Source organism: Roseobacter sp. SK209-2-6, assembly GCF_000169455.1.
Taxonomy (GTDB): domain Bacteria; phylum Pseudomonadota; class Alphaproteobacteria; order Rhodobacterales; family Rhodobacteraceae; genus Pseudophaeobacter.
On the sequence record NZ_AAYC01000009.1, the window covers coordinates 165,706 to 188,086 of the forward strand.

The 22,381-nt window shown below is 57.0% G+C and carries 20 protein-coding genes; 12 read left to right on the plus strand and 8 right to left on the minus strand.

The features are described 5' to 3' along the window. Position 1: 1 nt before the first annotated feature. Complete coding sequence (locus tag RSK20926_RS14710; protein WP_008207869.1) at positions 2 to 952, plus strand: 2-hydroxyacid dehydrogenase; 951 nt, start codon at positions 2 to 4, stop codon at positions 950 to 952. A gap of 60 nt (positions 953 to 1,012) precedes the next feature. Here the strand turns inward: RSK20926_RS14710 and RSK20926_RS14715 are convergent, their stop codons facing one another. Then, complete coding sequence (locus RSK20926_RS14715; protein ID WP_008207870.1) at positions 1,013 to 1,594, minus strand: thymidine kinase; 582 nt, start codon at positions 1,592 to 1,594, stop codon at positions 1,013 to 1,015. 422 nt (positions 1,595 to 2,016) lie between these two features. On the opposite strand from RSK20926_RS14715, the gene RSK20926_RS14720 reads away from it, so the two are divergent. Together RSK20926_RS14720 and arsH are read left to right on the plus strand one after the other, a co-directional pair. Further along, complete coding sequence (locus RSK20926_RS14720; protein ID WP_008207871.1) at positions 2,017 to 2,493, plus strand: hypothetical protein; 477 nt, start codon at positions 2,017 to 2,019, stop codon at positions 2,491 to 2,493. Between the two features lie 4 nt (positions 2,494 to 2,497). After that, positions 2,498 to 3,214: an arsenical resistance protein ArsH gene (arsH, locus tag RSK20926_RS14725; protein ID WP_008207872.1), complete on the plus strand. Its 717-nt coding sequence runs from the start codon at positions 2,498 to 2,500 to the stop codon at positions 3,212 to 3,214. A 96-nt stretch (positions 3,215 to 3,310) separates the two neighbouring features. Here arsH and RSK20926_RS14730 read toward each other — a convergent pair whose 3' ends face one another. Next, complete coding sequence (locus RSK20926_RS14730) at positions 3,311 to 4,432, minus strand: beta-ketoacyl-ACP synthase III (RefSeq protein WP_008207873.1); 1,122 nt, start codon at positions 4,430 to 4,432, stop codon at positions 3,311 to 3,313. A 96-nt stretch (positions 4,433 to 4,528) separates the two neighbouring features. Here RSK20926_RS14730 and RSK20926_RS14735 point away from each other — a divergent pair, with 96 nt between their 5' ends. From RSK20926_RS14735 to RSK20926_RS14745, 3 genes are all read left to right on the plus strand, one after another. Further along, the gene (locus RSK20926_RS14735; RefSeq protein ID WP_008207877.1) at positions 4,529 to 5,071 is read left to right on the plus strand and encodes a MarR family winged helix-turn-helix transcriptional regulator; all 543 of its coding nucleotides are present in this window, start codon (positions 4,529 to 4,531) and stop codon (positions 5,069 to 5,071) included. Between the two features lie 62 nt (positions 5,072 to 5,133). Further along, on the plus strand, positions 5,134 to 6,141 hold the full coding sequence (locus RSK20926_RS14740) for an efflux RND transporter periplasmic adaptor subunit (protein ID WP_008207879.1): 1,008 nt from the start codon (positions 5,134 to 5,136) through the stop codon (positions 6,139 to 6,141). Positions 6,142 to 6,152: 11 nt separating this feature from the next. Beyond that, a complete protein-coding gene (locus RSK20926_RS14745) occupies positions 6,153 to 9,206 on the plus strand; it encodes an efflux RND transporter permease subunit (RefSeq protein WP_008207880.1) in 3,054 nt (1,017 codons plus the stop codon). 200 nt (positions 9,207 to 9,406) lie between these two features. Here the strand turns inward: RSK20926_RS14745 and RSK20926_RS22540 are convergent, their stop codons facing one another. Continuing rightward, positions 9,407 to 9,754: a hypothetical protein gene (locus RSK20926_RS22540; protein WP_198136587.1), complete on the minus strand. Its 348-nt coding sequence runs from the start codon at positions 9,752 to 9,754 to the stop codon at positions 9,407 to 9,409. 62 nt (positions 9,755 to 9,816) lie between these two features. On the opposite strand from RSK20926_RS22540, the gene RSK20926_RS14760 reads away from it, so the two are divergent. Then, a protein-coding gene (locus tag RSK20926_RS14760; protein WP_085979697.1) for an IS3-like element ISRosp5 family transposase occupies positions 9,817 to 10,943 on the plus strand; the annotation gives its coding sequence in 2 pieces (ribosomal slippage) (positions 9,817 to 10,081 and positions 10,081 to 10,943; 1,128 coding nt in all). Positions 10,944 to 11,090: 147 nt separating this feature from the next. Here RSK20926_RS14760 and carB read toward each other — a convergent pair. Continuing rightward, on the minus strand, positions 11,091 to 14,447 hold the full coding sequence (carB, locus tag RSK20926_RS14765) for a carbamoyl-phosphate synthase large subunit (RefSeq protein WP_037255260.1): 3,357 nt from the start codon (positions 14,445 to 14,447) through the stop codon (positions 11,091 to 11,093). Between the two features lie 237 nt (positions 14,448 to 14,684). Between carB and RSK20926_RS14770 the strand changes: the two genes are divergently transcribed. From RSK20926_RS14770 to aspS, 3 genes are all read left to right on the plus strand, one after another. After that, positions 14,685 to 15,845 carry an aminodeoxychorismate synthase component I gene (locus tag RSK20926_RS14770; RefSeq protein WP_037255262.1) on the plus strand — a complete coding sequence of 387 codons (1,161 nt, stop codon included), beginning with the start codon at positions 14,685 to 14,687 and terminating at the stop codon, positions 15,843 to 15,845. After that, positions 15,788 to 16,444, plus strand: a complete 657-nt coding sequence (locus tag RSK20926_RS14775; RefSeq protein ID WP_037255297.1) for an aminotransferase class IV family protein — start codon at positions 15,788 to 15,790, stop codon at positions 16,442 to 16,444. Before RSK20926_RS14770 ends, RSK20926_RS14775 begins: the two co-directional genes overlap by 58 nt. Before the next feature lie 395 nt (positions 16,445 to 16,839). Further along, entirely contained in the window at positions 16,840 to 18,693 is a 1,854-nt protein-coding gene (aspS, locus tag RSK20926_RS14780; RefSeq protein ID WP_008207889.1) for an aspartate--tRNA ligase, read from the plus strand. 321 nt (positions 18,694 to 19,014) lie between these two features. Here the strand turns inward: aspS and RSK20926_RS23045 are convergent, their stop codons facing one another. Both RSK20926_RS23045 and RSK20926_RS14785 read right to left on the minus strand, forming a co-directional pair. After that, positions 19,015 to 19,161 (minus strand): hypothetical protein, encoded by a 147-nt coding sequence (locus RSK20926_RS23045; RefSeq protein ID WP_008207890.1) that lies wholly within the window; start codon positions 19,159 to 19,161, stop codon positions 19,015 to 19,017. Between the two features lie 3 nt (positions 19,162 to 19,164). Then, the gene (locus RSK20926_RS14785; protein WP_008207892.1) at positions 19,165 to 19,884 is read right to left on the minus strand and encodes a response regulator; all 720 of its coding nucleotides are present in this window, start codon (positions 19,882 to 19,884) and stop codon (positions 19,165 to 19,167) included. A gap of 293 nt (positions 19,885 to 20,177) precedes the next feature. Between RSK20926_RS14785 and mce the strand changes: the two genes are divergently transcribed. Both mce and RSK20926_RS14795 read left to right on the plus strand, forming a co-directional pair. Beyond that, positions 20,178 to 20,582, plus strand: a complete 405-nt coding sequence (gene mce / locus RSK20926_RS14790) for a methylmalonyl-CoA epimerase (protein WP_008207894.1) — start codon at positions 20,178 to 20,180, stop codon at positions 20,580 to 20,582. A 65-nt stretch (positions 20,583 to 20,647) separates the two neighbouring features. After that, on the plus strand, positions 20,648 to 20,923 hold the full coding sequence (locus RSK20926_RS14795; protein ID WP_008207896.1) for a DUF1467 family protein: 276 nt from the start codon (positions 20,648 to 20,650) through the stop codon (positions 20,921 to 20,923). A 151-nt stretch (positions 20,924 to 21,074) separates the two neighbouring features. Here the strand turns inward: RSK20926_RS14795 and RSK20926_RS14800 are convergent, their stop codons facing one another. Together RSK20926_RS14800 and RSK20926_RS14805 are read right to left on the minus strand one after the other, a co-directional pair. After that, positions 21,075 to 21,767: an EI24 domain-containing protein gene (locus RSK20926_RS14800; RefSeq protein ID WP_008207898.1), complete on the minus strand. Its 693-nt coding sequence runs from the start codon at positions 21,765 to 21,767 to the stop codon at positions 21,075 to 21,077. Then, the gene (locus RSK20926_RS14805) at positions 21,764 to 22,342 is read right to left on the minus strand and encodes a nitroreductase family protein (protein ID WP_008207900.1); all 579 of its coding nucleotides are present in this window, start codon (positions 22,340 to 22,342) and stop codon (positions 21,764 to 21,766) included. Before RSK20926_RS14805 ends, RSK20926_RS14800 begins: the two co-directional genes overlap by 4 nt. Positions 22,343 to 22,381: the final 39 nt, after the last annotated feature.

The following is a 22,381-nucleotide window of genomic DNA, read 5'->3' on the forward strand; positions in this document are numbered from 1 at the left end:
GATGAAGATCCTGATTACCCGCCCCATGACACCAGCGGTGGAAGAGCGTGCGCGGAAAGAACTCCAAGCGGAAATTCGAAGTGAGACTTCCGTGCTGAGTGAGCAGGAAATACTCGATGCGCTGCGCCAGTATGACGTGGTTGTCCCAACTCTGGGGGATATGTTCAGCGCAGATATCTTTGCGCAAGTGGGCGATATAAGATGCCGCTTGCTGGCGAATTTTGGCGTTGGCTTTAATCACATCGATGTTGCGGCAGCTGAAGCCGCAGGACTTCAGGTGAGCAACACGCCGGGGGCAGTGACGGATGCGACCGCTGACATCGCACTGACCCTGATTTTGATGTCCGCACGCCGTGCCGGAGAGGGCGAACGCCTGGTTCGTTCAGGATCCTGGCAGGGGTGGCACCCAACTCAGATGCTGGGGCTGCATGCAACGGGCAAGAAGCTGGGAGTACTGGGCTTTGGTCGCATCGGGCAGGCTATCGCCCATCGCTGCCACTTTGGCTTTGGCATGGAGGTGTTCTACACCGCCCGTAGTGACAAAGAGGTTGGGTTTCCAGCCAAACGTATGCCGGATCTGAACACCATGGCGCAGGAGGTGGATTTCCTGGTGGTTGCCGTTCCCGGCGGCGCTGAAACCCGCCATCTGGTGAATGCAGAGGTCCTGGCGGCGATGAAGCCCACGGCGCATCTGATCAATATCGCCCGTGGTGAGGTGGTTGAGCAGAAGGCTTTGATCTCGGCACTGCAATCGGGCGCGTTGGCTGGCGCCGGTTTGGATGTCTATGAGTTTGAGCCAGATGTGCCGCAGGAGCTGATTGACCTGGAAAATGTGACACTGCTGCCGCATCTGGGAACCGCCACCGACGAGGTGCGCAGTGACATGGGGCATATGGCTCTGGACAATGTTGCAGCCTTCCTGGCCGGGCGGGAATTGCCCAATCGAGTTTAACTCTATCTCGCTTGAATAGGCGCCTGCTTTGGCAAGGCTAGCCCTGTCAAAGGGGAGACCTCAGGGGTCTCCCACAGCTTCTCGCCAATGACGGCGGCACAGGGAGACGTAGCTTTCATTGCCGCCGATCTGAACCTGGTCACCCTTGGTGATGGCACGACCGCTGTCGTCCTGACGGATAACCATAGTGGCCTTCTTTCCACAGTGGCAAATGGTGCGCACTTCACGCATCTCATCCGCGAGGGCCAGCAGTGTTGCGGAGCCGGGGAAAAGATTCCCCTGAAAATCCACCCGCAGACCATAGCAAAGCACTGGCACTTTCAGATCGTCGACCACTCGGGCCAATTGCCAGACCTGATCCGGCGTCAAAAACTGCGCCTCATCCACAAAAATCGCTGCCACCGCACCCAACTCGAGGCGCTGTTTGATCTTTGCAGACAGATCTTCTGTGGGAGTAAAGGTGTCAGCAGCTTCGCTGATCCCAATTCGAGAGGCGATTCGACCCTCTCCGGCGCGGGTATCTATCTGCGCCGTGAGCAGATAGGTATTCATGTCGTTTTCCCGGTAGTTATGCGAGGCCTGCAGTAGAACTGCGGACTTACCGGCATTCATGGTCGAGTAGTTGAAGTAGAGCTTTGCCATGCCCTTCCTTTAACGCGCACAGAGGTTGGTGAAAACAGGATAGTCGCCGTCGCGGATGCAGCTGTTTAGGGCAAGACACCCGCCCTCGAATTGGCAAGGTTTTATGTGTCGAAGGTCAATAAAATACACCCTTCCCAGCCCTCGCCAAGTGGCGAACCCAGTAATGCGCCCGGGTGCTGGGAAGGGCTTTGCTGGAAACAATCACCTAGTAACTTTACGGGAAAACAACCCGCATCGAAGAAAAGCACACTCACCAGCTCACTTCGAAGAACACCCGAAAGCGATAGAATACAGCCTCCGATACTCGCTATGTCCCCAAAACCCTTAGGGATGGTTTAATAATAACATTTGCTTTACAACGTACTTATGGGAAATTAACCGCTGACTTCCCCTTATTGGCGTCTGAGATCGGGTGAATTTGAATGGCAGAGATTGGGACTTATCTGAAGAAGCATACCGAGGCCTTGGTAAAAGATGTGGGGATCGAAGCCGCGTGCCAGATCACCGGGAAATCCAAAGCCACATTGGGGCGGTATTATTCGGACAATGCCGAGCATACTGATCGCTTCATGCCCGTTGATGCGGTTGCCAAATTGGAAGAGGCAGCTTCCTTTCCGCATGTGACATCCGCTTTGGCAGACCTAAAGAATATTACTCTGTCCTACGGGGTGAAGCCGCAGGATGATGCTGCGGAGAGTTCGGTGGACCGCAATGGCGGTGTAAATGCGGATGTCATCGCGCTGAGCCAACGCTTTGCGATGCTAATGAGCGAGTATCAGACCGCCATTGAGGATGGGATCATCACCGTCAACGAAGCCAAGCGTCTTTTGCGTGAAACCGTTTTGTTGCAACAGGTACTTCTCGATATGAAGCTTCATCTGGAAGAAGAAAGCGCCTGAGCGAATGAAGCTGGAAGACCTGCCGCAGATTCAGGCACAAGAATTCTCTCCTATCGACATCGAGATGCTGGCCGGCCCGGAGGATCCCAGACATCCTCCGCGGATCCTCCTTCTGTACGGTAGCCTGCGAGAAGTTAGCTATTCCCGCAAAGTAGCAGAGGAATCTGCCCGCATTCTTGAAGTCCTGGGCTGTGAGACCCGCATTTTCGACCCCGAAGGGTTGCCATTGCCAGATGCCAAGGACGCAGAGAAGCACCCCAAGGTGCAAGAGTTGCGCGATTTGGCCGTCTGGTCGGAAGGCATGGTGTGGTCCAGCCCTGAACGTCATGGGGCGATGACCGGTATCATGAATTTGCAGATTGATTGGCTGCCCCTATCCTTGAAGGGCGGCATTCGTACCACCCAGGGCAAAACACTGGCCGTATTGCAGGTCTCGGGCGGGTCGCAAAGCTTTAACGCGGTGAACCAGATGCGCATTCTGGGGCGTTGGATGCGGATGGTAACCATCCCGAACCAAAGCTCTATCGCCAAGGCTTGGCTTGAGTTTGAACAGGGGGAGCGTCTCCCGGATGGGCCATTCTACCGCCGCGTGGTGGATGTCATGGAAGAGCTGGTGAAATTCACCTGGCTGGTGCGCGGTCGCAAAGACTACCTGGTTGATCGCTACTCTGAGAGGGTCGAAAACGCCGAAGCTGTGCATGCGCGGGTTTCAAAGAAGTAGTTTTGTCTGCCTGTGTCAGGCAAACAGCTACACTTTTCCTGTGTTTGGATCCCGACAGGCAGGTCAGGCCGGGGGCGCAGATTGCGCCCCTAGGTACTAGCGTTTGCGCAGAATGACCGAACCAACGGAATAGCCTGCCCCAAAAGAACAGATCAAACCCAGATCTCCGGATGCCAGATCATCTGAGTATTTTGAAAAGGCAATGATGGATCCTGCCGAAGAAGTATTTGCGTAGTCCTGCAAGATATTGGGCTGCTCTTGCGGCTCGGGTGTCCGCCCCAAAACTTTCTTGCCGATGAAATCGTTCATGGTCTTATTGGCCTGATGCAGCCATAGGCGCTTCATATCGCCGCTTTCAATCTTCTCGTCAGCCATGTGGTTGGCGATATGCTGGCTCACTAGTGGCAAAACCTCTTTGAAAACCTTGCGCCCATTCTGCATGAATTGCATGTCGCGCCGATCTTGGACACCATCCGGTCGGGAACGGCGGAGATAGCCATTGTTGTTGCGGATGTTGTTGGAAAATTCGGTCGCGCAGCGGGTGGAGAGGACCTCAAAACAAGGTCCTGTTGCATCCTCCGCCCGTTCAAGCAGGGTGGCCGTCGCCACATCGCCAAAGATGAAATGGCAATCCCGGTCGCGCCACTCCAGATGACCGGAGCAGATTTCGGGGTTTACCACCAAAGCAGACCGGATAGAGCCCGCGCGGATCATATCAGCTGCGGCCTGGATGCCAAAGGTGGCGGAGGAGCAGGCCACATTCATGTCAAAGGCAAAACCCTTTATGTCCAAGAGCTTCTGGATCTCGATCGCGACGGCGGGGTAGGCGCGTTCCAAATTCGAGGCGGCGCATATCACGGCATCGACATCCGCTGCGGTCTTCCCAGCCTGTTCCAAGGCCTTCTTGGCGGCATCCAGTGCCATCTCTGCCATGATGCCAGGCTCATCATCTGAGCGCTGACGCAACAGCGGGTGCATCACTTCGGGGTCCAGAACGCCCTGTTTGTCCATGACATAGCGTTGCAAGATGCCAGAGGCTTTGTAGATGAACTCTTCAGAGGAATGCTCAAGAGGGGTGAACTCACCAGCGGCGATTGCATCGGCCTGTTCAGCATTGATCTTATCGGCATAGGCGTTGAAAGCCTTGACCAGCTCGGCATTGGTGATGACCTCTGAGGGAGTAAAAACACCGGTGCCGGTGATGGCTACTGTAAACATGATCTGGATCCTGGCGGTTTGCGAGCGCAGTAATGTGAAGCCTTTGCTGCCTGAAGGTCAAGATTTCCAGGAGGTTTCCGTAGCGGGAAGCCAACTGTGAACTTCATCACAGGAAAGTTTCTTTGCGTGAAGTATAGCAAAGAGAATCAACAAAGCGATTCCGAACCTATGTCGTCACCCAGTTCAAAATCTCCTCCTCAAGATGCCTCAGCGATCCACGGTGTTTTGGCGCTTTCCAGCTATCTCGAAGAGGCCATTGCCGAGCTGGGAAACAGCGAGGGAGTTGGGCGGGTAGAATGCCTGCTGCTTTTGCGGCTGAACAGCCCGCGCAGGATGGGAGAGCTGGCACAGGTCCTACGTTTAGTACCCTCAGCGGTCACTGCAGCGGCAGACAGGCTAGAGAAGCGGATCTTGTTGAAACGCCTGCAAGATCCGAAAGACCGGCGCGCTTTCCTTCTGTGTTTAACGTCACAGGGAGAACAATACAGAGCGAAAATCCTGAACAACTGTTGCGGAATTCTGCAAAGGGTCCCAGGCTTGACGCAAAAGGAAAGACAGAGGCTGCTAGAGCTTTCTGCGAAAATTGATGGAACAGAACAGGCGGTATGCACGGCCGACCGACCCGGTAAGGAGAACTAAAAATGGAATTTAAGCAGAACAGGCAGCTAGCTCCGCTCCCCGCCCTTGCTTTTGCACTGGCGATGCTCCCGCTTTTGGCCCTTCCGGGCAATGCCGAAGAGCCATTGAAACCAGTGAAGCTGCTCAGCACCTCTTCTGGTTCCATCATGCTAGAGCGCCAGTTCTTTGGGCAGGTTGCGGCAAAACAAACGGTGGATTTGGCCTTTCAGGTAAATGGGCAAATTCTAAAGTTCCCTGTGACTGAAGGCTTCATCGTTCCTGAAGGGCAGCTGATCGCAGAGCTGGATCTGGAACCCTTCGAGCTGAACCTGGAGCAGGCACGCTTGCAAAAAGAACAGGCAGATCGCACGGTTGCCCGTCTCGAAAAACTGGAAGGCACGGTCAGTCAAGTCTCCATCGAAGATGCAGAGACCCAATCAGGCCTTACCGGTGTGGCCCTGCGCAATGCAGAATATGAGCTCAAACATGCCAGTCTCTATGCGCCGTTCGACGCCCTGGTCTCCGCCCGCAAGGTGGAGAATTTCACCACCGTTTCTGCCGGATCCCCGATTGTGCGGCTTCACGACATGTCAGAGCTTCATATCGAAGTAGACGTGCCAGAGGTTCTGTTTCAACGCGCCAGTCGCGGTGCAGAAGCCTCGTTGACAGCGCATTTTCCTGGCAGCGCCGAGGCCTACCCTTTGCAAATCCTGGAATTCGATGCCGAGGCAAGCACTGTTGGTCAGACTTTTCGCGTGACATTCAAACTTGACCCCCCTGAGGATCGGGAGGTTCTGCCGGGCGCCTCGGCGACGGTGCGGGTCAAGGTCGATACCGGTGAGGCGATCATTCGGGTCCCTTCCACTGCGATCGTTGCATCTGCGACGGGTGAAACCGGTGTCATGGTCTTTTCCCCAGCTGGTGCAGAGGAAGGTGAGGTGACCTGGACTGCGGTTGAACTACAGGCCACTCAGAATGGAGATTTCTCGATCACCTCCGGCCTGAAGGGCGGTGAGGAAGTGGTTCTGACCGGTGGCAATGCCTTGCAAGATGGTCAGAAAGTTCGCCGCTTCTCTGGCTTTGCGAATTAAGGGAGGCGAGCATGGATATTGCACGCGCTTCTATTAATCGGCCGCTTTATACATGGATCATCATGCTGGCGGCCCTTCTGGGTGGTATCTGGGGGTTCTTCAATCTTGGACGCCTCGAAGATCCGGCCTTTACCATTAAACAGGCGGTGGTTGTTACCCATTACCCCGGCGCCAGCGCAGAACAGGTGGCGCGCGAGGTCTCGGAGCCGCTGGAATCTGCGATCCAAAAAATGGGTGAGGTGAAGAAGATCACCTCTATCAACCGTCCAGGGCAGTCACAGATCGATGTCGAGATGCACGATATCTATGACGGGACAGAACTGCCCGCCATCTGGACGGATCTGCGCGCAAAGGTCAGTGATGCCGCTCGCAGCCTGCCTGATGGGGTTGCTCAGCCCTTTGTGAACGACAGTTTTGGCGATGTGTTTGGCCTGTTTTACGCGGTGACGGCCGAAGGCTACTCGGACGCAGAAAAGCACGAGCTGGCGACCTTCCTGCGCCGTGAGCTTCTGGCAGTTGATGGCGTTGCCGATGTCTCAATCGCCGGCCTGCCGAATGAGGCGGTCTTTGTTGAACCCGATATGGCGATTTCGGTAAACCAGGGCATTTCGATCGCCGCGATTTCGAACTCCATTGCAACATCGAACTCTGTGCGCTCCGCTGGTCTGCTGGACAGTGGCAAGGCTGAGACGCGGATGAATGTGCCAGAGGGATCTGATACGGTTTCGGAAATCGCAGGCCTTTCGATTGGCACCCAGGGCGAAGTGATCAATGTGATCGATATGGCCAAGGTCTATCGGGGACGGCAGGCCAACCCCAGCCTTATCGTGCGCTACGATGGGGTGGAGGCCTTTACCTTGGGGGTTGCGGGCCTCGCGACAGAAAACATCGTTGACGTGGGCAAGCGCGTTGATCAACGGCTGAACGAGCTGGATCAGCAAATTCCCTATGGTGTCGAGCTGAAGCCGATTTACCAACAGCATGTTGTTGTTGAGCAGGCGTCAAACGATTTTCTTCTGAACCTTGCTACCTCCGTCGCCATCGTGGTCACAGTGCTGGCCCTGTTCATGGGCTGGCGAGCGGCAATTGTTGTCGGAACCACGCTTTTGCTCACCGTGGTTGGCACGCTTTTGTTCATGAACCTCTTCTCAATCGAGATGGAGCGGATCTCTCTCGGCGCTCTTATCATTGCGATGGGGATGCTGGTGGACAATGCCATTGTGGTTGCCGAAGGCATGCAGATCGCGATGCAACGTGGCAAGACATCTCGTGAGGCCGCGCATGAGGCTGCCGCCAAGACACAGATCCCGCTTTTGGGGGCGACCTTGATTGGTATCATGGCCTTTGCGGGTATTGGTCTCAGTCCCGACTCGGCTGGTGAGTTCATGTTCTCCCTATTTGCGGTCATAGCCATTTCCCTGCTGCTGAGCTGGCTGCTGGCGCTGACGGCAACGCCTTTGCTGGGGCACTACTTCTTTAAGCAAGGAGAGGCAGGCGCTTCGGAAAGCTACAGCGGTTTTCTGTTCCGTGCCTATGGTTCTGTCCTGCGTCTCTCGCTGAAACTGCGCTGGTTGGTTGTCGCTGGGCTAATTGGCCTGACAGCAGTCTGTTTGGTTGCCTTTGGCACGGTAAAGCAGCAGTTCTTCCCGGACAGCAACACGCCGCTTTTCTTTGTGCACTACAAGCTGCCGCAGGGGACAACCATCGAAAACACCTCTGCGCAGATGGAGCTGATTGAAGGATGGCTGGCCGAACAAGAAGATGTCATCTCGGTCGCGAGTTTTGTCGGTCAGGGAGCTACCCGCTTTATGCTGACCTATGAGTCGGAAAAAGCAAACCCGAGCTATGGTCATCTGATTGTTCGCGCCAAGGACCTGTATGCTATCCCTGCACTGCAGGAAGGGCTGGAGGCCTTTGCCTATGAAAACCTCCCCGAAGGTGAGTTCCGGAGCAAGCGATTGGTCTTTGGTCCCGGTGGTGGCGACCCGATCCAGGCGCGTTTCTCTGGTCCGGATCCACAGGTGCTGCGTCAATTGGGAGAGGAGGCCCAGCGTCTTCTGGTTGCAGCCTCCCCCAATATCCTGAGCCCGCGCCATGACTGGCGTGAACAGGAAGTGACCCTGACACCGATCTATGCAACGGACCGCGCGCAGACGGCGGGGATCGCCCGCGAGGACATCGCCGATACCTTGCAATTCTCAACTGATGGGTTGCAGGCAGGCGTCTTCCGCGAGCGTGAGAGGTTGATCCCGATTATCCTGCGTCGCGCTCCTGAGGAAGAGTACAATATCATGGATCAGGTGGTTTATTCGGCAGCTGCCGAAGGCTTTCTGCCCCTTGAGCAGATGATCGATGGCATTGATGTGCGTCTCGAAGATACTCTGGTGCATCGCCGTGACCGGGTACCGACGCTGACCGTTGGTGCAGATATCCCAACTAGTATGACTGCCGCCTCTGTCTTCTCAGAGGTTCAGGAGACGCTGGAAGCGATGGAATTGCCAGCCGGTTACACCATGGAATGGGGCGGTGATCACGAAAGCTCTGGCGATGCCAATGCCAGCCTTGGCAAACAGCTGCCGGTGACCATCCTGATCATGGTGCTGATCTCGGTCTTCCTGTTCAATGCCATCCGCCAGCCGGTGATCATCTGGCTTTTGGTGCCGATGTCGGTGAACGGCGTTGCAATGGGCCTCTTGGGAACCGGACTGCCTTTCACCTTCACCGCTCTTCTGGGTCTGCTCAGCCTTTCGGGGATGCTGACCAAGAATGGCATCGTCCTGGTGGAAGAGATCGATCTGGTCCGCGAAAGCGGCAAACCGCTGCGCGAAGCCATCGTGGAGGCCTCGGTCTCGCGGCTGCGCCCGGTTATGCTGGCGGCGATAACCACCATTCTGGGTATGATCCCGCTCTTGTGGGATGCCTTCTTTGTCTCCATGGCGGTGACCATCATGGGCGGGTTGGCCTTTGCCACCGTGCTGACCCTGGTGGCCGCGCCGGTCTTCTATCTGATCTTCTTTAGTCGCGACGAGAAGCAGGAGCTGAAGGCGGTCCTAGCCGCGGCCTGAAAAGCCTAAGAAAACCCGCCGCGTTAGCGGCGGGCGCCTGTCCGCCCACAGGTCAAACCGAAGGCTTGCCTACGGCAAAGGGCAGGTGAATTTCACATCCCAACTAGGCGTTTGCAAGCAGAGTGCTGGAACCGATCAGAACCGGTTCCGGCTTCGATGGATGGAAGAATCTCCGTTTCGCAAAGCCGATCGCGCGTGATTCAACCAAGTTGCGCCAAAGCTCGTTTGACCAGCTTTTGACATCTTTGGGATAAATGCTTGGCTACGCAGTCTTGATCCAGTGCGCGACGACGAAGGAACAGGGCAAAAGCATGAGCACGCGATTGTTGACTCATGTAACCTGTCCAGCCAGCATCGTCTGCCCCTTGGAGCTGAAATATCCCGAACCCAGCAATTATACAGCCCAGATCCGTTGCCAATTCATGAGCCCCCGCGCCGCCAGGCACTTCGTCTTCCATACCAGACAATCGAGCATGCATCACTTCATGGGCAAGAACATTGATGAATTGGAGCGGGCTCTTTAGCAATTCGGGGTCGTACCGGATCACTGAAGTTGATCCTCCCCCACTGAAGTGATCCGCCCGTATAGTTAGGAAACGGAGGATCAGATATGGGAATCAAGCGACACAAGCCCGAAGAGATTGTCACGAAGTTACGGCAGGTTGAGGTGCTTTGCGGCCAAGGGATGCCGCGCGTAGACGCCATTCGACAGGTGCAGATTACAGAACAAACCTTCTATCGCTGGCGCAAGCAATATGGCGGTATGGGAACCGACCAACTGAAGGAACTAAAGCGACTTCAGAAGGAGAATGACCGGCTGCGTTGGGCAGTTTCTGATCTGACATTGGACAAGCTCATTCTGTCGGAAGCTGCACGGGGAAACTTCTGAGCCCCTCGCGCCGCCGTAACTGCATTGATCATGTGCGACGCCAGTTCCACGTCTCAGAGCGTCGCGCCTGCCGTGTTCTGGGACAGCACCGTTCCACACAGAGGCGGGTGCCTGTTGGACGTGCTGACGAAGACCGGTTGGTGTCTGACATGATCGAACTGACACGCCAATATGGTCGATACGGTTACCGTCGGATAGCGGCTCTTCTGAGAGACGCCGGCTGGCAAATCAACGACAAACGTGTTGAGCGCCTATGGCGGCGTGAGGGGCTGAAAGTTCCAATGAAACAACCGAAGAAAGGACGGCTCTGGCTGAACGACGGGTCGTGTGTTCGACTCCGGCCCGAATATCGTGACCATGTCTGGTCCTATGACTTCGTGCACCATCGAACGGATGACGGGAAAGCGTTCCGGACACTGAACATTCTGGATGAACACAGCCGGGAATGCCTGGCGATCCGGGTGAAGAGGCGCTTGAACTCGGCAGAAGTTATTGACGCGCTGACAGATCTTTTCATCCTGCGTGGCGTTCCTGCTTTCATCAGATCAGATAATGGCCCAGAGTTCATTGCTCAGGCCGTTCGAGATTGGATCGCAGCGGTCGGTGCCCAAACGGCCTACATTGAACCAGGATCACCTTGGGAGAACGGATACTGTGAAAGCTTCAACGCGCGCTTCAGAGACGAGCTGCTGAATGGAGAGGTATTTTACAGCCTGCGTGAAGCCCAGATCCTGATTGAACAATGGAGAAATCACTACAACACAAAACGGCCGCATAGTGCTCTGGGCTATCGCCCACCGGCTCCGGAAGCCATCGTTCCGGTGGAAACCAGGCCGATCATGCACTAACACTCACACTGGACCACTTCGATGGGGCTGTTCAATTTGTTCTCAAAAACCAATGGGTCGTGTGTAAATTCGACCGGAAACCTGGAGCCCCTACGAAAAAGACCGGCCAATGGCCGGTCTTTCGGTTTCATTTCATGGGGCTGGGTATCACCCCTGCAAGCTCTTTACCTCGACTTCACCCTCGGCCTGGGCCTTGATGGCGCGGGCAGCAGCGTTAGAGGCTGCGGCGGTGGTGAAATAAGGGATCTTGCCGTAAAGGGCGACCGAGCGCATGTCTTTGCTATCCTCAACCGCCTGAGCACCCTCAGTGGTGTTCATCAAGAGCTGCACATGGCCGTCCTTCAACAGGTCGATCACATGGGGGCGACCCTCATAGACCTTGTTGACCTGCTCACAGGGCACACCGTGGCCATCCAGCCAGCTCTGGGTGCCGCGGGTGGCCACCAGGGTAAAGCCCTGCTCCACCAGAACCTGTGCCGCTTCCAGCATGAGTGCGTTCTTGTCCGCATCCTTGATCGAGATAAAGGCACGGCCTTCGCGGGGCAGCACCATGCCCGCACCCATTTGCGCCTTGAGGAAGGCACCGGCAAAGCTGCGGTCCCAGCCCATGACCTCACCGGTGGAGCGCATCTCGGGCCCCAGGATGGTATCGACGCCGGGGAAGCGGGCGAAGGGCATCACCGCTTCTTTCACCGAGAACCAAGGCATATTGGGATCCGCCAGGGTCATCGGATCTGCCATCGGGGTATCCACGTCATAGCCCGCATCGGGCTCGTAAGGCGGGCGCTCAGGGAAGGCAGAGAGTTTCTCACCGGCCATGACGCGGGCGGCGATGGAGGCGATGGCGCTGTCGGTGGCCTTGGCCACAAAAGGAACCGTACGGCTGGCGCGCGGGTTCACCTCAATGAGGAAGATCACCCCGTCTTTGATGGCGAACTGGATGTTCATCAGACCCACAACGTTCAGCGCTTTGGCCAGCGCATGGGTCTGCGCCTTCACCTCTTCGAGAACCTCATCAGAAAGAGAGTAGGGTGGAAGCGAACAGGCGCTGTCACCGGAGTGCACGCCAGCCTCTTCGATGTGCTGCATGATGCCTGCCACATGCACCTGGTCGCCATCGCAGATCGCATCAACGTCCAGTTCGACAGCACCCGACAGGTAGCTATCGAGGAGAACCGGGCTATCGCCTGAGACAACGACAGCCTCGGCGATATAGCGTTTCAGCTGGTCCATGTCGCGCACGATTTCCATCGCCCGACCACCCAGAACGTAGGAGGGGCGAATGACCAGTGGGAAGCCGATTTCCTCTGCAATCGCAAGGGCTTCCTCATCGGTGGAGGCGATGCCGTTATGGGGCTGCTTCAGGCCCAGATTGTTCACCAACTCCTGGAAACGTTCGCGGTCTTCGGCCAGGTCGATGGCGTCGGGCGAGGTGCCGAGGATCGGGATGCCGTGCTCTTCCAGCGAATTGGCCAGTTTCAGCGGGGTCTGTCCGCCGAACTGGACGATGACGCCGTGCAAGGTGCCGTTCTCCTGCTCGGTGCGCAGGATCTCCATCACATGCTCAAAGGTGAGCGGTTCAAAATACAAACGATCCGAAGTGTCATAGTCGGTCGACACGGTCTCGGGGTTGCAGTTGATCATGATGGTCTCATAGCCCGCATCGGTCAGCGCGTAGCAGGCGTGGCAGCAGCAGTAATCAAACTCGATACCCTGGCCAATGCGGTTTGGACCACCGCCAAGGATTACCACCTTCTTGCGATCCGATGGGCGCGCTTCGCATTCCGCCTCACCCATCATCGGGGCCTCATAGGTGGAGTACATATAGGGGGTCTGCGCTTCGAATTCGGCCGCACAGGTGTCGATCCGCTTGAAAACCGCGGTCACACCCTTGGCGATACGCGCCTCGCGCACCTGCGCTTCGCTTCTGCTCGCAAGGTTCGCCAGGCGGGCATCGGTGAAGCCAAGCATCTTAAGCGCGCGCAGCTCTTTTTCGCCCTGTGGCAGGCCGTTTGCACGGACATCCTGCTCGGCTTCGATGATTTCGCGGATCCGGTCCAGGAACCAGGGGTCGAATTTGGTGACCGTAAAGATTTCATCATTGCTGAGGCCGTGGCGCATGGCCTGGGCGATAGTGCGCAGCCGGTCCGGCGTCTGTTGGCTGATCGCTTTGATCACTGCAGCCTTGTCGTCTGCGATGTCCCAAGTGCCGACCGCGAGGCCGGGAATTTCAATTTCGTCAAAGCCGGTAAGGCCCGATTCCATTGATGCCAGTGCTTTTTGCATCGACTCGTGGATGGTGCGGCCAATCGACATGGCCTCGCCCACGGATTTCATCGCGGTAGTGAGATAGGGCTCGGAGCCGGGGAATTTCTCAAAGGCGAATTTTGGGATTTTGGTGACAACATAGTCGATGCTGGGCTCAAAGGACGCGGGCGTCACCTTGGTGATGTCATTATCCAGCTCATCCAGGGTGTATCCGACCGCCAGTTTGGCGGCGATCTTGGCAATCGGGAAGCCGGTTGCCTTGGAAGCCAGCGCCGAAGAGCGGCTGACGCGGGGGTTCATTTCAATGACCACCATGCGGCCGTCATCCGGATTCACGGCCCATTGCACGTTGGAGCCGCCGGTTTCCACGCCGATCTCACGCAACACGTTGATCGAATGGGTCCGCATGATCTGGTATTCTTTGTCGGTCAGCGTCAGGGCAGGGGCCACGGTGATCGAATCACCTGTGTGCACGCCCATCGGATCGATGTTCTCGATCGAGCAGACGATGATGGCGTTGTCGGCTTTGTCGCGCACAACCTCCATCTCATATTCTTTCCAGCCCAGAAGGCTCTCATCCACCAGGATCTGGTTCACCGGAGAGGCATCCATGCCGGTGCGGCAGAAGTGCTCATAGTCTTCCCGGTTATAGGCCACACCACCGCCGGTGCCGCCCATGGTGAAGGCGGGGCGGATGATTGCAGGAAGGCCGATGTCCTCAAGGGCTTCCAGCGCGATGCGCACGCCTTCGGTCAGGTCGGCAGAGCCATCCTCATTCTTGGGGGCGGTAACAATGGTGGCGCGTGGGTTTTCGATACCCAGACGGTCCATCGCGTCGCGGAACAGCTTGCGATCTTCAGCCATTTCAATGGCATCGCGGGTGGCGCCGATCATTTCGACGTCGAATTTCTCCAGCACGCCCATCTCTTCTAGCGCCAGAGAGGTGTTCAATCCCGTTTGCCCGCCCATGGTTGGCAGCAGCGCATCGGGGCGTTCCTTTTCGATGATCTTGGCGACCACTTCCGGGGTGATCGGCTCGATATAGGTGGCATCGGCTAGGCCCGGATCGGTCATGATCGTCGCCGGGTTGGAGTTTACCAGAATGACCCGGTAGCCCTCTTCCTTGAGTGCCTTACAGGCCTGGGCACCGGAGTAATCAAACTCGCAGGCCTGGCCGATAATGATGGGTCCTGCACCGATGATCATAATCGACTGGATGTCGGTTCTTTTAGGCATGGGTGAGGCTCCTTCAGGTTTACGCGGGCAGTTTAGCGCAGGGCGGTGCGTTGGGCGATGTGGCGAGTCGGGCAGCGGCAAGCGCCCAAATTGTCCTGCGTTATAGGGAGTGATCGAAAAGGTGCAAGAGGGATCGGAGCTGAGCATCGATTTGCCGCTTTTGGGGCTGTTGTTCGCTATGCGAACGGATATAGGTTTACAGGAGAAACGCGAAACCATTCAGACAGGAGCAGCCGGGTGCGTATCCGCTTTGACCGCGGGCCGGATGGGAAGGCCATGGGGTTTGCCAAGCCTCAAGAGGTGATCCGTGCGGATCGCCCCGAAGAGGTGCCTGCGGCCCTGGCGGCCATGGATGCCGCGCGCGCTGGTGGGAACTGGCTTGCGGGTTATGCATCCTATGAATTGGGCTATGCGCTGGAGCCCAAGCTGGCGGCGCTGATGCCCCAGGAGCGGCGCCTGCCGCTGATCTGTTTTGGAGTTTATGACAAGCCTGAGCCTTCATTTGCAGATGTTGGCCAGACCTCTCCCAGCCTAGCGGCGGGCGAGGCAGGGTTGGAAGGTATCAGCCCACGCTGGAGCTATGAACGCTACGCCGAGGCTTTCGCCGAAGTGAACCGCAACATCGGCAAGGGCGACATCTATCAGGCCAACCTGACCTTCCCGATAGATGCAGTGGCCTATGGCTCGCCAGAGGAGCTCTATGCCGCACTGCAGGCCAAGCAGGCGGTGGGCCACGGCGTGCTGGTTGAGCAGGACGGTTTGCCCGACCTTCTGTCACGCTCGCCAGAGCTGTTCTTCCGCACCGATGCACAGGGTACGATCGAGACCCGCCCGATGAAGGGCACCCAGCCACGCAGTGAAGATCCGGTCGAGGATGCCCGGCGCCGTGATTTCCTGCGCCAGGACGAAAAGAACCGCGCCGAGAACCTGATGATTGTGGATCTCCTGCGCAATGACATTTCTCGCGTGGCCCAGACCGGGTCCGTACATGTGCCAGAGCTCTTTGCGGTCGAGAGCTATGCGACTGTGCATCAGATGGTCTCTTTGGTGCGTGCGAAACTGCGCCCCGATGTGGGGCTGGCGGAGATATTCGCGGCGCTCTTTCCCTGCGGGTCCATCACCGGAGCCCCGAAGATCCGTTCGATGGAGGTCCTGGCCGGGCTGGAGCCCTGGGCGCGCGATATCTATTGCGGCACCATCGGCTGGGCAGCGCCGGATGGCGCGTCTGAGTTCAATGTGGCGATCCGCACGCTGATGCTGGAAGAAGGTCGTGCGACACTCAATGTGGGTGGTGGTGTGGTCTGGGACAGCACTGCGGAGTCAGAATATGAGGAAGCCCTATGGAAAGCCCGTTTTGCCCGCGTGACGCCCTCCAGAACGATCCCGCTTTCCGCCTGATCGAAACTTTTGGCTATCGCGTTGATAGCGGGATTTTAAATCTTGACCGGCATTTGCGGCGGCTTGAACGCTCTGCCCAGTTCTTTGGCATCGCCCTTGATCGTGACGCCACGGCGGAAGTTCTGCGGGACGTGCAGAGTGCGGTGGATCTGCGTTGCCGTTTGACCCTCGCAGCGAATGGCGAGGTTGGGCTTACGACTGCTCCGCTTGCTCCAGCGTCCCGGCGCTGGAATGTTTCGCTTGCGAAACAAAGGGTCAGATCGGATGACCCATGGCTGAGGCACAAGACCACTAAACGCGGGCTCTATGATCAGGTACGCGCCAGTCTTCCGCTGGGCGTGGATGAGCTGTTGTTTCTCAACGAAAGGGATGAAGTCTGTGAAGGGACGATCACAAACCTCTTTGTGACCCTGCAAAACGGCCAGCGGGTGACGCCTCCGCTAACATCGGGCCTGTTGCCTGGTGTTTTGCGGCAATGCCTTTTGGATCAGGGGGAACTGGTGGAGCAGGTGGTGACTAAACAGGATTTGCGGCAAGCGCGTGGAATTTCACTTGGCAATTCACTGCGTGGAGAAATCCCGTCGGAGCTGCATTTCTGAAAGAAGACGTAGGGTACAAAGAAGAGCGGTAGCTCCCGCGCACAAACCCTGTTTGACTAACGCCAAACCCGGTTTGCCCTTGGGCCCGGCAGCGCGCCTTACGGCGCGCTGCGGCTGCGATCAGGCGCCATCCGCGCCCGGCCCTCGGCCGGGCGCCAGGCCCAAGGCTTCAAACCCTATCGCATCAGCGATAGGTGCAGAAGGGGCGGGAGAGTTCTGCAGAAGCCCGGGAAGTGATGAAAACACTTGCTGGAATAGCTGGAATTGGCCCTGTTTGCTTGACAAGCGCGTTGCAACCTTGTGTACCAGCCCGGACGAATTTGAGCGCGCCATCGCGCCTATAGACTACGACGGCCCTCTGGGGGCCAGTGATCCGCTTAACGAAAGGCCGAGCCATGCACGCCTACCGCAGCCATACCTGCGCAGAACTGAACAAATCCAACGTCGGCGAAACCGTCCGCCTGTCCGGTTGGGTCCATCGTGTCCGCGACCACGGTGGCCTGCTGTTTATCGACCTGCGGGACCACTATGGCGTGACCCAAGTCATGGCCGACCCAGACAGCCCGGTCTTTGCCGAGCTGGAAAAGGTCCGCTCGGAATGGTGCATCAAAATCGAAGGCAATGTGCTGGCGCGGGATGAAAGCCTCGTAAACAATGCGATCCCCACAGGTGAGGTCGAGGTTTTCATTCGGGATCTTGAAGTCCTGGGCAAGGCGGAAGAGCTGCCGCTGATGGTCTTTGGTGAGCAGGAATACCCAGAAGAAACCCGCCTGCGCTACCGCTACCTGGACCTGCGCCGTGAAAAGATGCAGCGCAACATGGTGCTGCGCGCCAATATGATCCAGTCGATCCGCAAGCGCATGTGGGACAAAGGATTCAACGAATACCAAACCCCGATCATCACGGCCTCCAGCCCTGAAGGAGCGCGTGACTTCCTGGTTCCCTCGCGCCTGCACCCGGGTAAATTCTATGCGTTGCCGCAGGCACCACAGCAGTTCAAACAGCTGATGATGGTTTCCGGCTTTGACAAGTATTTCCAGATCGCACCCTGCTTCCGCGATGAAGACCCACGCGCCGATCGCTCGCCCACTGACTTCTACCAGCTGGACCTGGAGATGTCCTTTGTCACCCAGCAGGATGTCTTTGACACCATTCAGCCGGTGATGCAGGGCGTGTTTGAAGAATTTGGCAAAGGGCGCAAGGTCGATAGCGAATGGCCGCAGATCTCCTACAAGGATGCGGCCAAATGGTATGGCACCGATAAGCCTGACCTCCGAAACCCGATCAAGATGCAGGACTGCTCCGAGCATTTCCGCGGCTCCGGATTTGCAATCTTTGCCAGCCTCTTGGAAAACGAAGGCACTGAGGTGCGCGCCATTCCTGCGCCGACCGGTGGTTCGCGCAAGTTCTGCGACCGCATGAACAAATTTGCCCAGGGCGAGGGCCTGCCGGGCATGGGCTACATCTTCTGGCGCAAGCAATCGGCAGACAGCATCGCGCAGGAGCGTGGCATCTCGGTCAAAGAAGTCAACGCGCTGATCAAATCCGGCGAAATTACCCTTGGCGACGAAGCGGCCGGCCCGGTGGCCAAGAACATTGGTCCAGAGCGTACAGAGGCCATTCGTCAGCAGCTTGGCCTGGATGTGGGCGATGCGGTCTTCTTCCTGGGTGGCAAGCCAAAAGCCTTTGAAAGCGTTGCAGGTCGGGCCCGTACCGTCATCGGCGAAGAGCTGGGCCTGGTTGACAAGGATCGCTTTGCCTTTTGCTGGATCGTGGACTTCCCGATCTACGAAAAGGACGAAGAAACCGGCAAGATCGACTTTGAGCACAACCCCTTCTCGATGCCTCAGGGTGGCATGGACGCGTTGCTCACCGATCCGCTGGCCGTCAAAGGTTACCAGTACGATCTGGCCTGTAACGGTTATGAGCTGGTCTCGGGCGCGATCCGGAACCACAAGCCGGAAATCATGTTCAAAGCCTTCGAGATCGCCGGCTATGGCAAGGAAGAGGTCGAGAAGCGCTTTGGCGGCATGGTCAATGCTTTCCAATATGGTGCCCCGCCACACGGTGGCTGCGCGGCCGGTATCGACCGCATGGTGATGCTCTTGGCGGATGAAGCCAATATTCGTGAAGTCATCATGTTCCCGATGAACCAGCGCGCTGAAGACTTGATGATGTCAGCCCCGTCGGAACCAATGTCTGAACAATTGATGGAACTGGGACTGCGCGTCATTCCACAAGATCAGTAGTTCTGCAATAAAAGAACGTTGTTAAAGGGGCTGCCATTAGGTGGCCCTTTTTTGTGGTTGCTGTCTTGATGTTTGGTTTGAGAAGAGCACCTGCGCGCTGCTGGTAGAAACCGTATGCGGGCACTACTTTTGCAAAACACATGTATGCTTTTGAAACGCGCTGGTTGGAACTTGTTTGTTTGGCTTCTTAGCCGCTGTTGCGGCCTAGAGCGTGCAAAACCCAGCCTGCACAAGGGCATGTCGCGCGGGTCGCTTGGTGGAAGAGACCGTGGAGAAGGCGCTCCATCTGAGAGCAGTTCATCGCGTGGCAGAGGGACCTGGCTAGTGTTCCGGTGGGAACAACAGAGTTGGTAGCTGTTGGCCACTCGCATTGTCGCGGTTGCGGCGAATTTCGCGGGCCGCCTGTCGCGCTTGCATATAAAGCACAATGGCCAGTGTGGCGGTTGTTGTCAGGATGATCTCGAGCATGGCTTAAATCGCGACCCTGCGCTCCAGTCGCTCCTGCACCAGCCCCGAGAGCATCTGTGCACAGTTTTTCCCTGGACGTCCCAGGGAGCGTGCCTCTGCCAGGTCGGCTGCAGCTTTGGCAAGCGAGGAGTCTCCCGCACTTTTGGCGACACCGCTCAGGAATTGAGCGAGGTAATCGAGGGTGGCGCCTTCTTCGGGATCGTTGAGCACATCCGCCGCATGCGCCATATCATCAAGGAAGGCAATCGGATCCGGTTCGATTGTTTCATCCTTAAGCTCACGCGGGCCACTGGGTTGGTTTTCGCTTGGAAGCCTGGACAGGATGGCATTTTGGAAGGCCGCAAGGGAGGTGATGGGCTTGGCAAGGAAACCGTCGGCACCGGCTTCCATGGCCTCTTGCTCTAGGTTTTCGTCTCCGGAGATGGCCAGTATGACCCGAACGCGCTGATTGGCCTGGTTCATTTCCCGGATCAGATCAAGGCCAGAGCCATCGGGGAGGCCCGCATCTGCAATCACAACTGAAGGACTGTAAACCTGCAAATGACGGCGCGCGGATTTCAAACAGTCGGCGCGGCGAATACGCGCGCCACTGCGCAGGCAAAGAAGGCGCAGTGCCTCGCAGGCATAGCGACTATCCTCGATAACTAGGACTGTCAGGCCCAGCAGTGGTCGGCGGGCGCTTGGCAGGCGGTGTGCGGCTGAAAACAGTTCCGAATCGTCCATAACTCATCCTCCTTGCGGGATCTGAGATGACGCTATGAATTTGAGGCTAATTAGAAGTTAACATGACAGAAGCCGCGATTTCATGTCCTCCCTATGGGTGCTTCTCTGCTGTCATTCGACCCAAAGGACAGCGGAACTGCGCTGTTCAAAACGAGCAACGGCTGAAGCGGGAGTGAGCGCGGGCGTGGCTTTTTCGAAAGGAAGGCTTAGACGGGCGCATTGGCGCACTTGCGAAGTAACGGGTGACAGGTCCATAACACCAGCACTTAAAAACCTGCGTAGGAGAATACCCAATGATTGGCCGCTTGAACCATGTTGCCATCGCTGTCCCTGATCTGGATGCTGCCGCTGCGCAGTATCGCAATGCTCTTGGGGCCAATGTCGGCGCGCCACAGGATGAACCCGATCATGGGGTGACGGTGATTTTCATCGAACTTCCCAATACCAAGATCGAGCTGCTCTACCCCTTGGGGGAGGATTCGCCGATCAAAGGCTTCCTGGAAAAGAACCCATCGGGCGGCATTCATCATGTTTGCTATGAGGTTGAAGATATCCTTGCGGCGCGCGACCACCTGAAATCCGAAGGCGCGCGCGTGCTGGGCTCTGGTGAGCCAAAGATTGGCGCCCATGGCAAACCAGTTCTGTTTCTGCATCCCAAAGATTTCAACGGCTGCCTGGTGGAACTCGAAGAGGTTTAAGGCTAGCTAGGGCCTGCACTGCCGAAAAGCGCGCAGTGCAGGACATCAGCTAAGGAAAGCATGTGATGGGCATCACTTCGGGTCTGGTTCTATATGCGGTGATTTGGTTTATGACCTTTCTGGTCATCTTACCGATCCGCGTCGAAACGCAGGGGGACAAGGGCAAGATTGTGCCGGGGACTCATGCCGGCGCGCCAGAGAACCACTATCTGAAGCAGAAGGCCCTTATCACAACGGGTCTTGCCTTACTCCTCTGGGCGATCATTGCCGGGATCATCCTGTCGGGCGTAATCTCCGTAAATGACTTTGACTGGTTCGACCGGTTGCCTGATCCGGAGTAGGCACAGCTGCCATTGGTTTCAGACCTCCGGTTTCACGGTCATGGAACGCGCGAGGCCGCAGCTCTGGAAAAGAAAAGAAGCAGAGGCCGGATGGCCCCGGCTTCCACTTCTTTGGATGTCACCCGCATCAAACGGTCTGAGAAGCCCTGATTCAGCCCCGCGCCTGGAGCTGATGATAGAGGTGGGTGAAGGTGGCCGCCCCAAGGATGGGAATGACCAGGTTCACCAGCGGCAGCGAAAGCGGCATCGCCATCAAAGTCCCGGCAAGCCAGATGGTCCCTATATGCCGCCTTCTGAGCTTCTTGGCTTCGACGGGGCCGATGCGACGCGCCGCAGCTAGGGTGAAGTATTCGCGCCCCAGCAAGAAACCGTTCAGGCCCCAAAAGATGAACGGTGCCGCCGGCGGGAACATGACATAGAGGATGAGAGCAAGCGCATTGGCCCCAATCAGGACGCCAAGGAAGTTCAGCGTATCCTTGAAGGCTTCCCAAATGGCGATGCGTGGGACCTGCGGAAGATGCGCGTAGTGCCGGTCCTCGACGGCCTGTGCCACATCATCCAGAAACATCGATGTGATTGCGGATGCCACGGGCACCATCAGAAAGACGGAAAGCACAATCATGAGGAAAAAGGACCCGACCGACAGGAGGTCATCCAGCCAGGTGACCTCTCCTACTAGGGGAAGAGAGACCTGAGCCCCGGTCAGCCACTCGATCAGGATTAGAAATCCGGCATAGGCCGCAACCAATAGCGCAAAGGTGAGGCCAATTCCCAGAAAGAGAACCCGGCGGAAACGCGGATCTCCAATCTGGGACAGGGCCAAAAAGAAAGCCTTGAGGATCATTCGTTCATCCAAGTGGTAATAGTGTCAATATCCGGACGCGGCCGTTCTGGCGGCTTGCTGCCTTCTGTGGCGACATGAATGATGCCAGCGATACGCTCATTTCCCGCCAGATCCAGCGCGTCCTTGCAGAACTCTGGGTCGTGGCTCATCCAGCCAGAGAGCCAGTTTGCGCCCCAGCCAGAGGCAAGTGCTGCATTGAGCAGGGCCAGGCAGACTGCGCCAGCGCTATAGCTTTGCTCAATGGCTGGCACCTTTGCGCTGTACTTTTGGATTTCGACAACCACCACAGCCAGTTCACCTTGATCAAACTGCAGGCGAGCCTTGGTGATTTCTTCCGGGGATTTTCCCAACCGCTGGCCAGCAGCTGCTGTCAGCTCTGATAGGCGCGGCATTGCTGATTTCTCAAGCACGATAAACCGCCAGGGTTCCAGCTTGCCATGATCCGGGCTGCGCGCCGCAGCAGTCAGTAGTGGCATCAGTTGCTCGCGGTTCGGCGCAGGGGCCACCAGGGTTTTTGATGGGCGAGAGCGCCGGGTCAGCAGAAACTCAAGTGCGGCGTCGTTACGTTGGCTCATATGTAAAACCTCTTTACATCAATGCCGCCTATTTCGGCA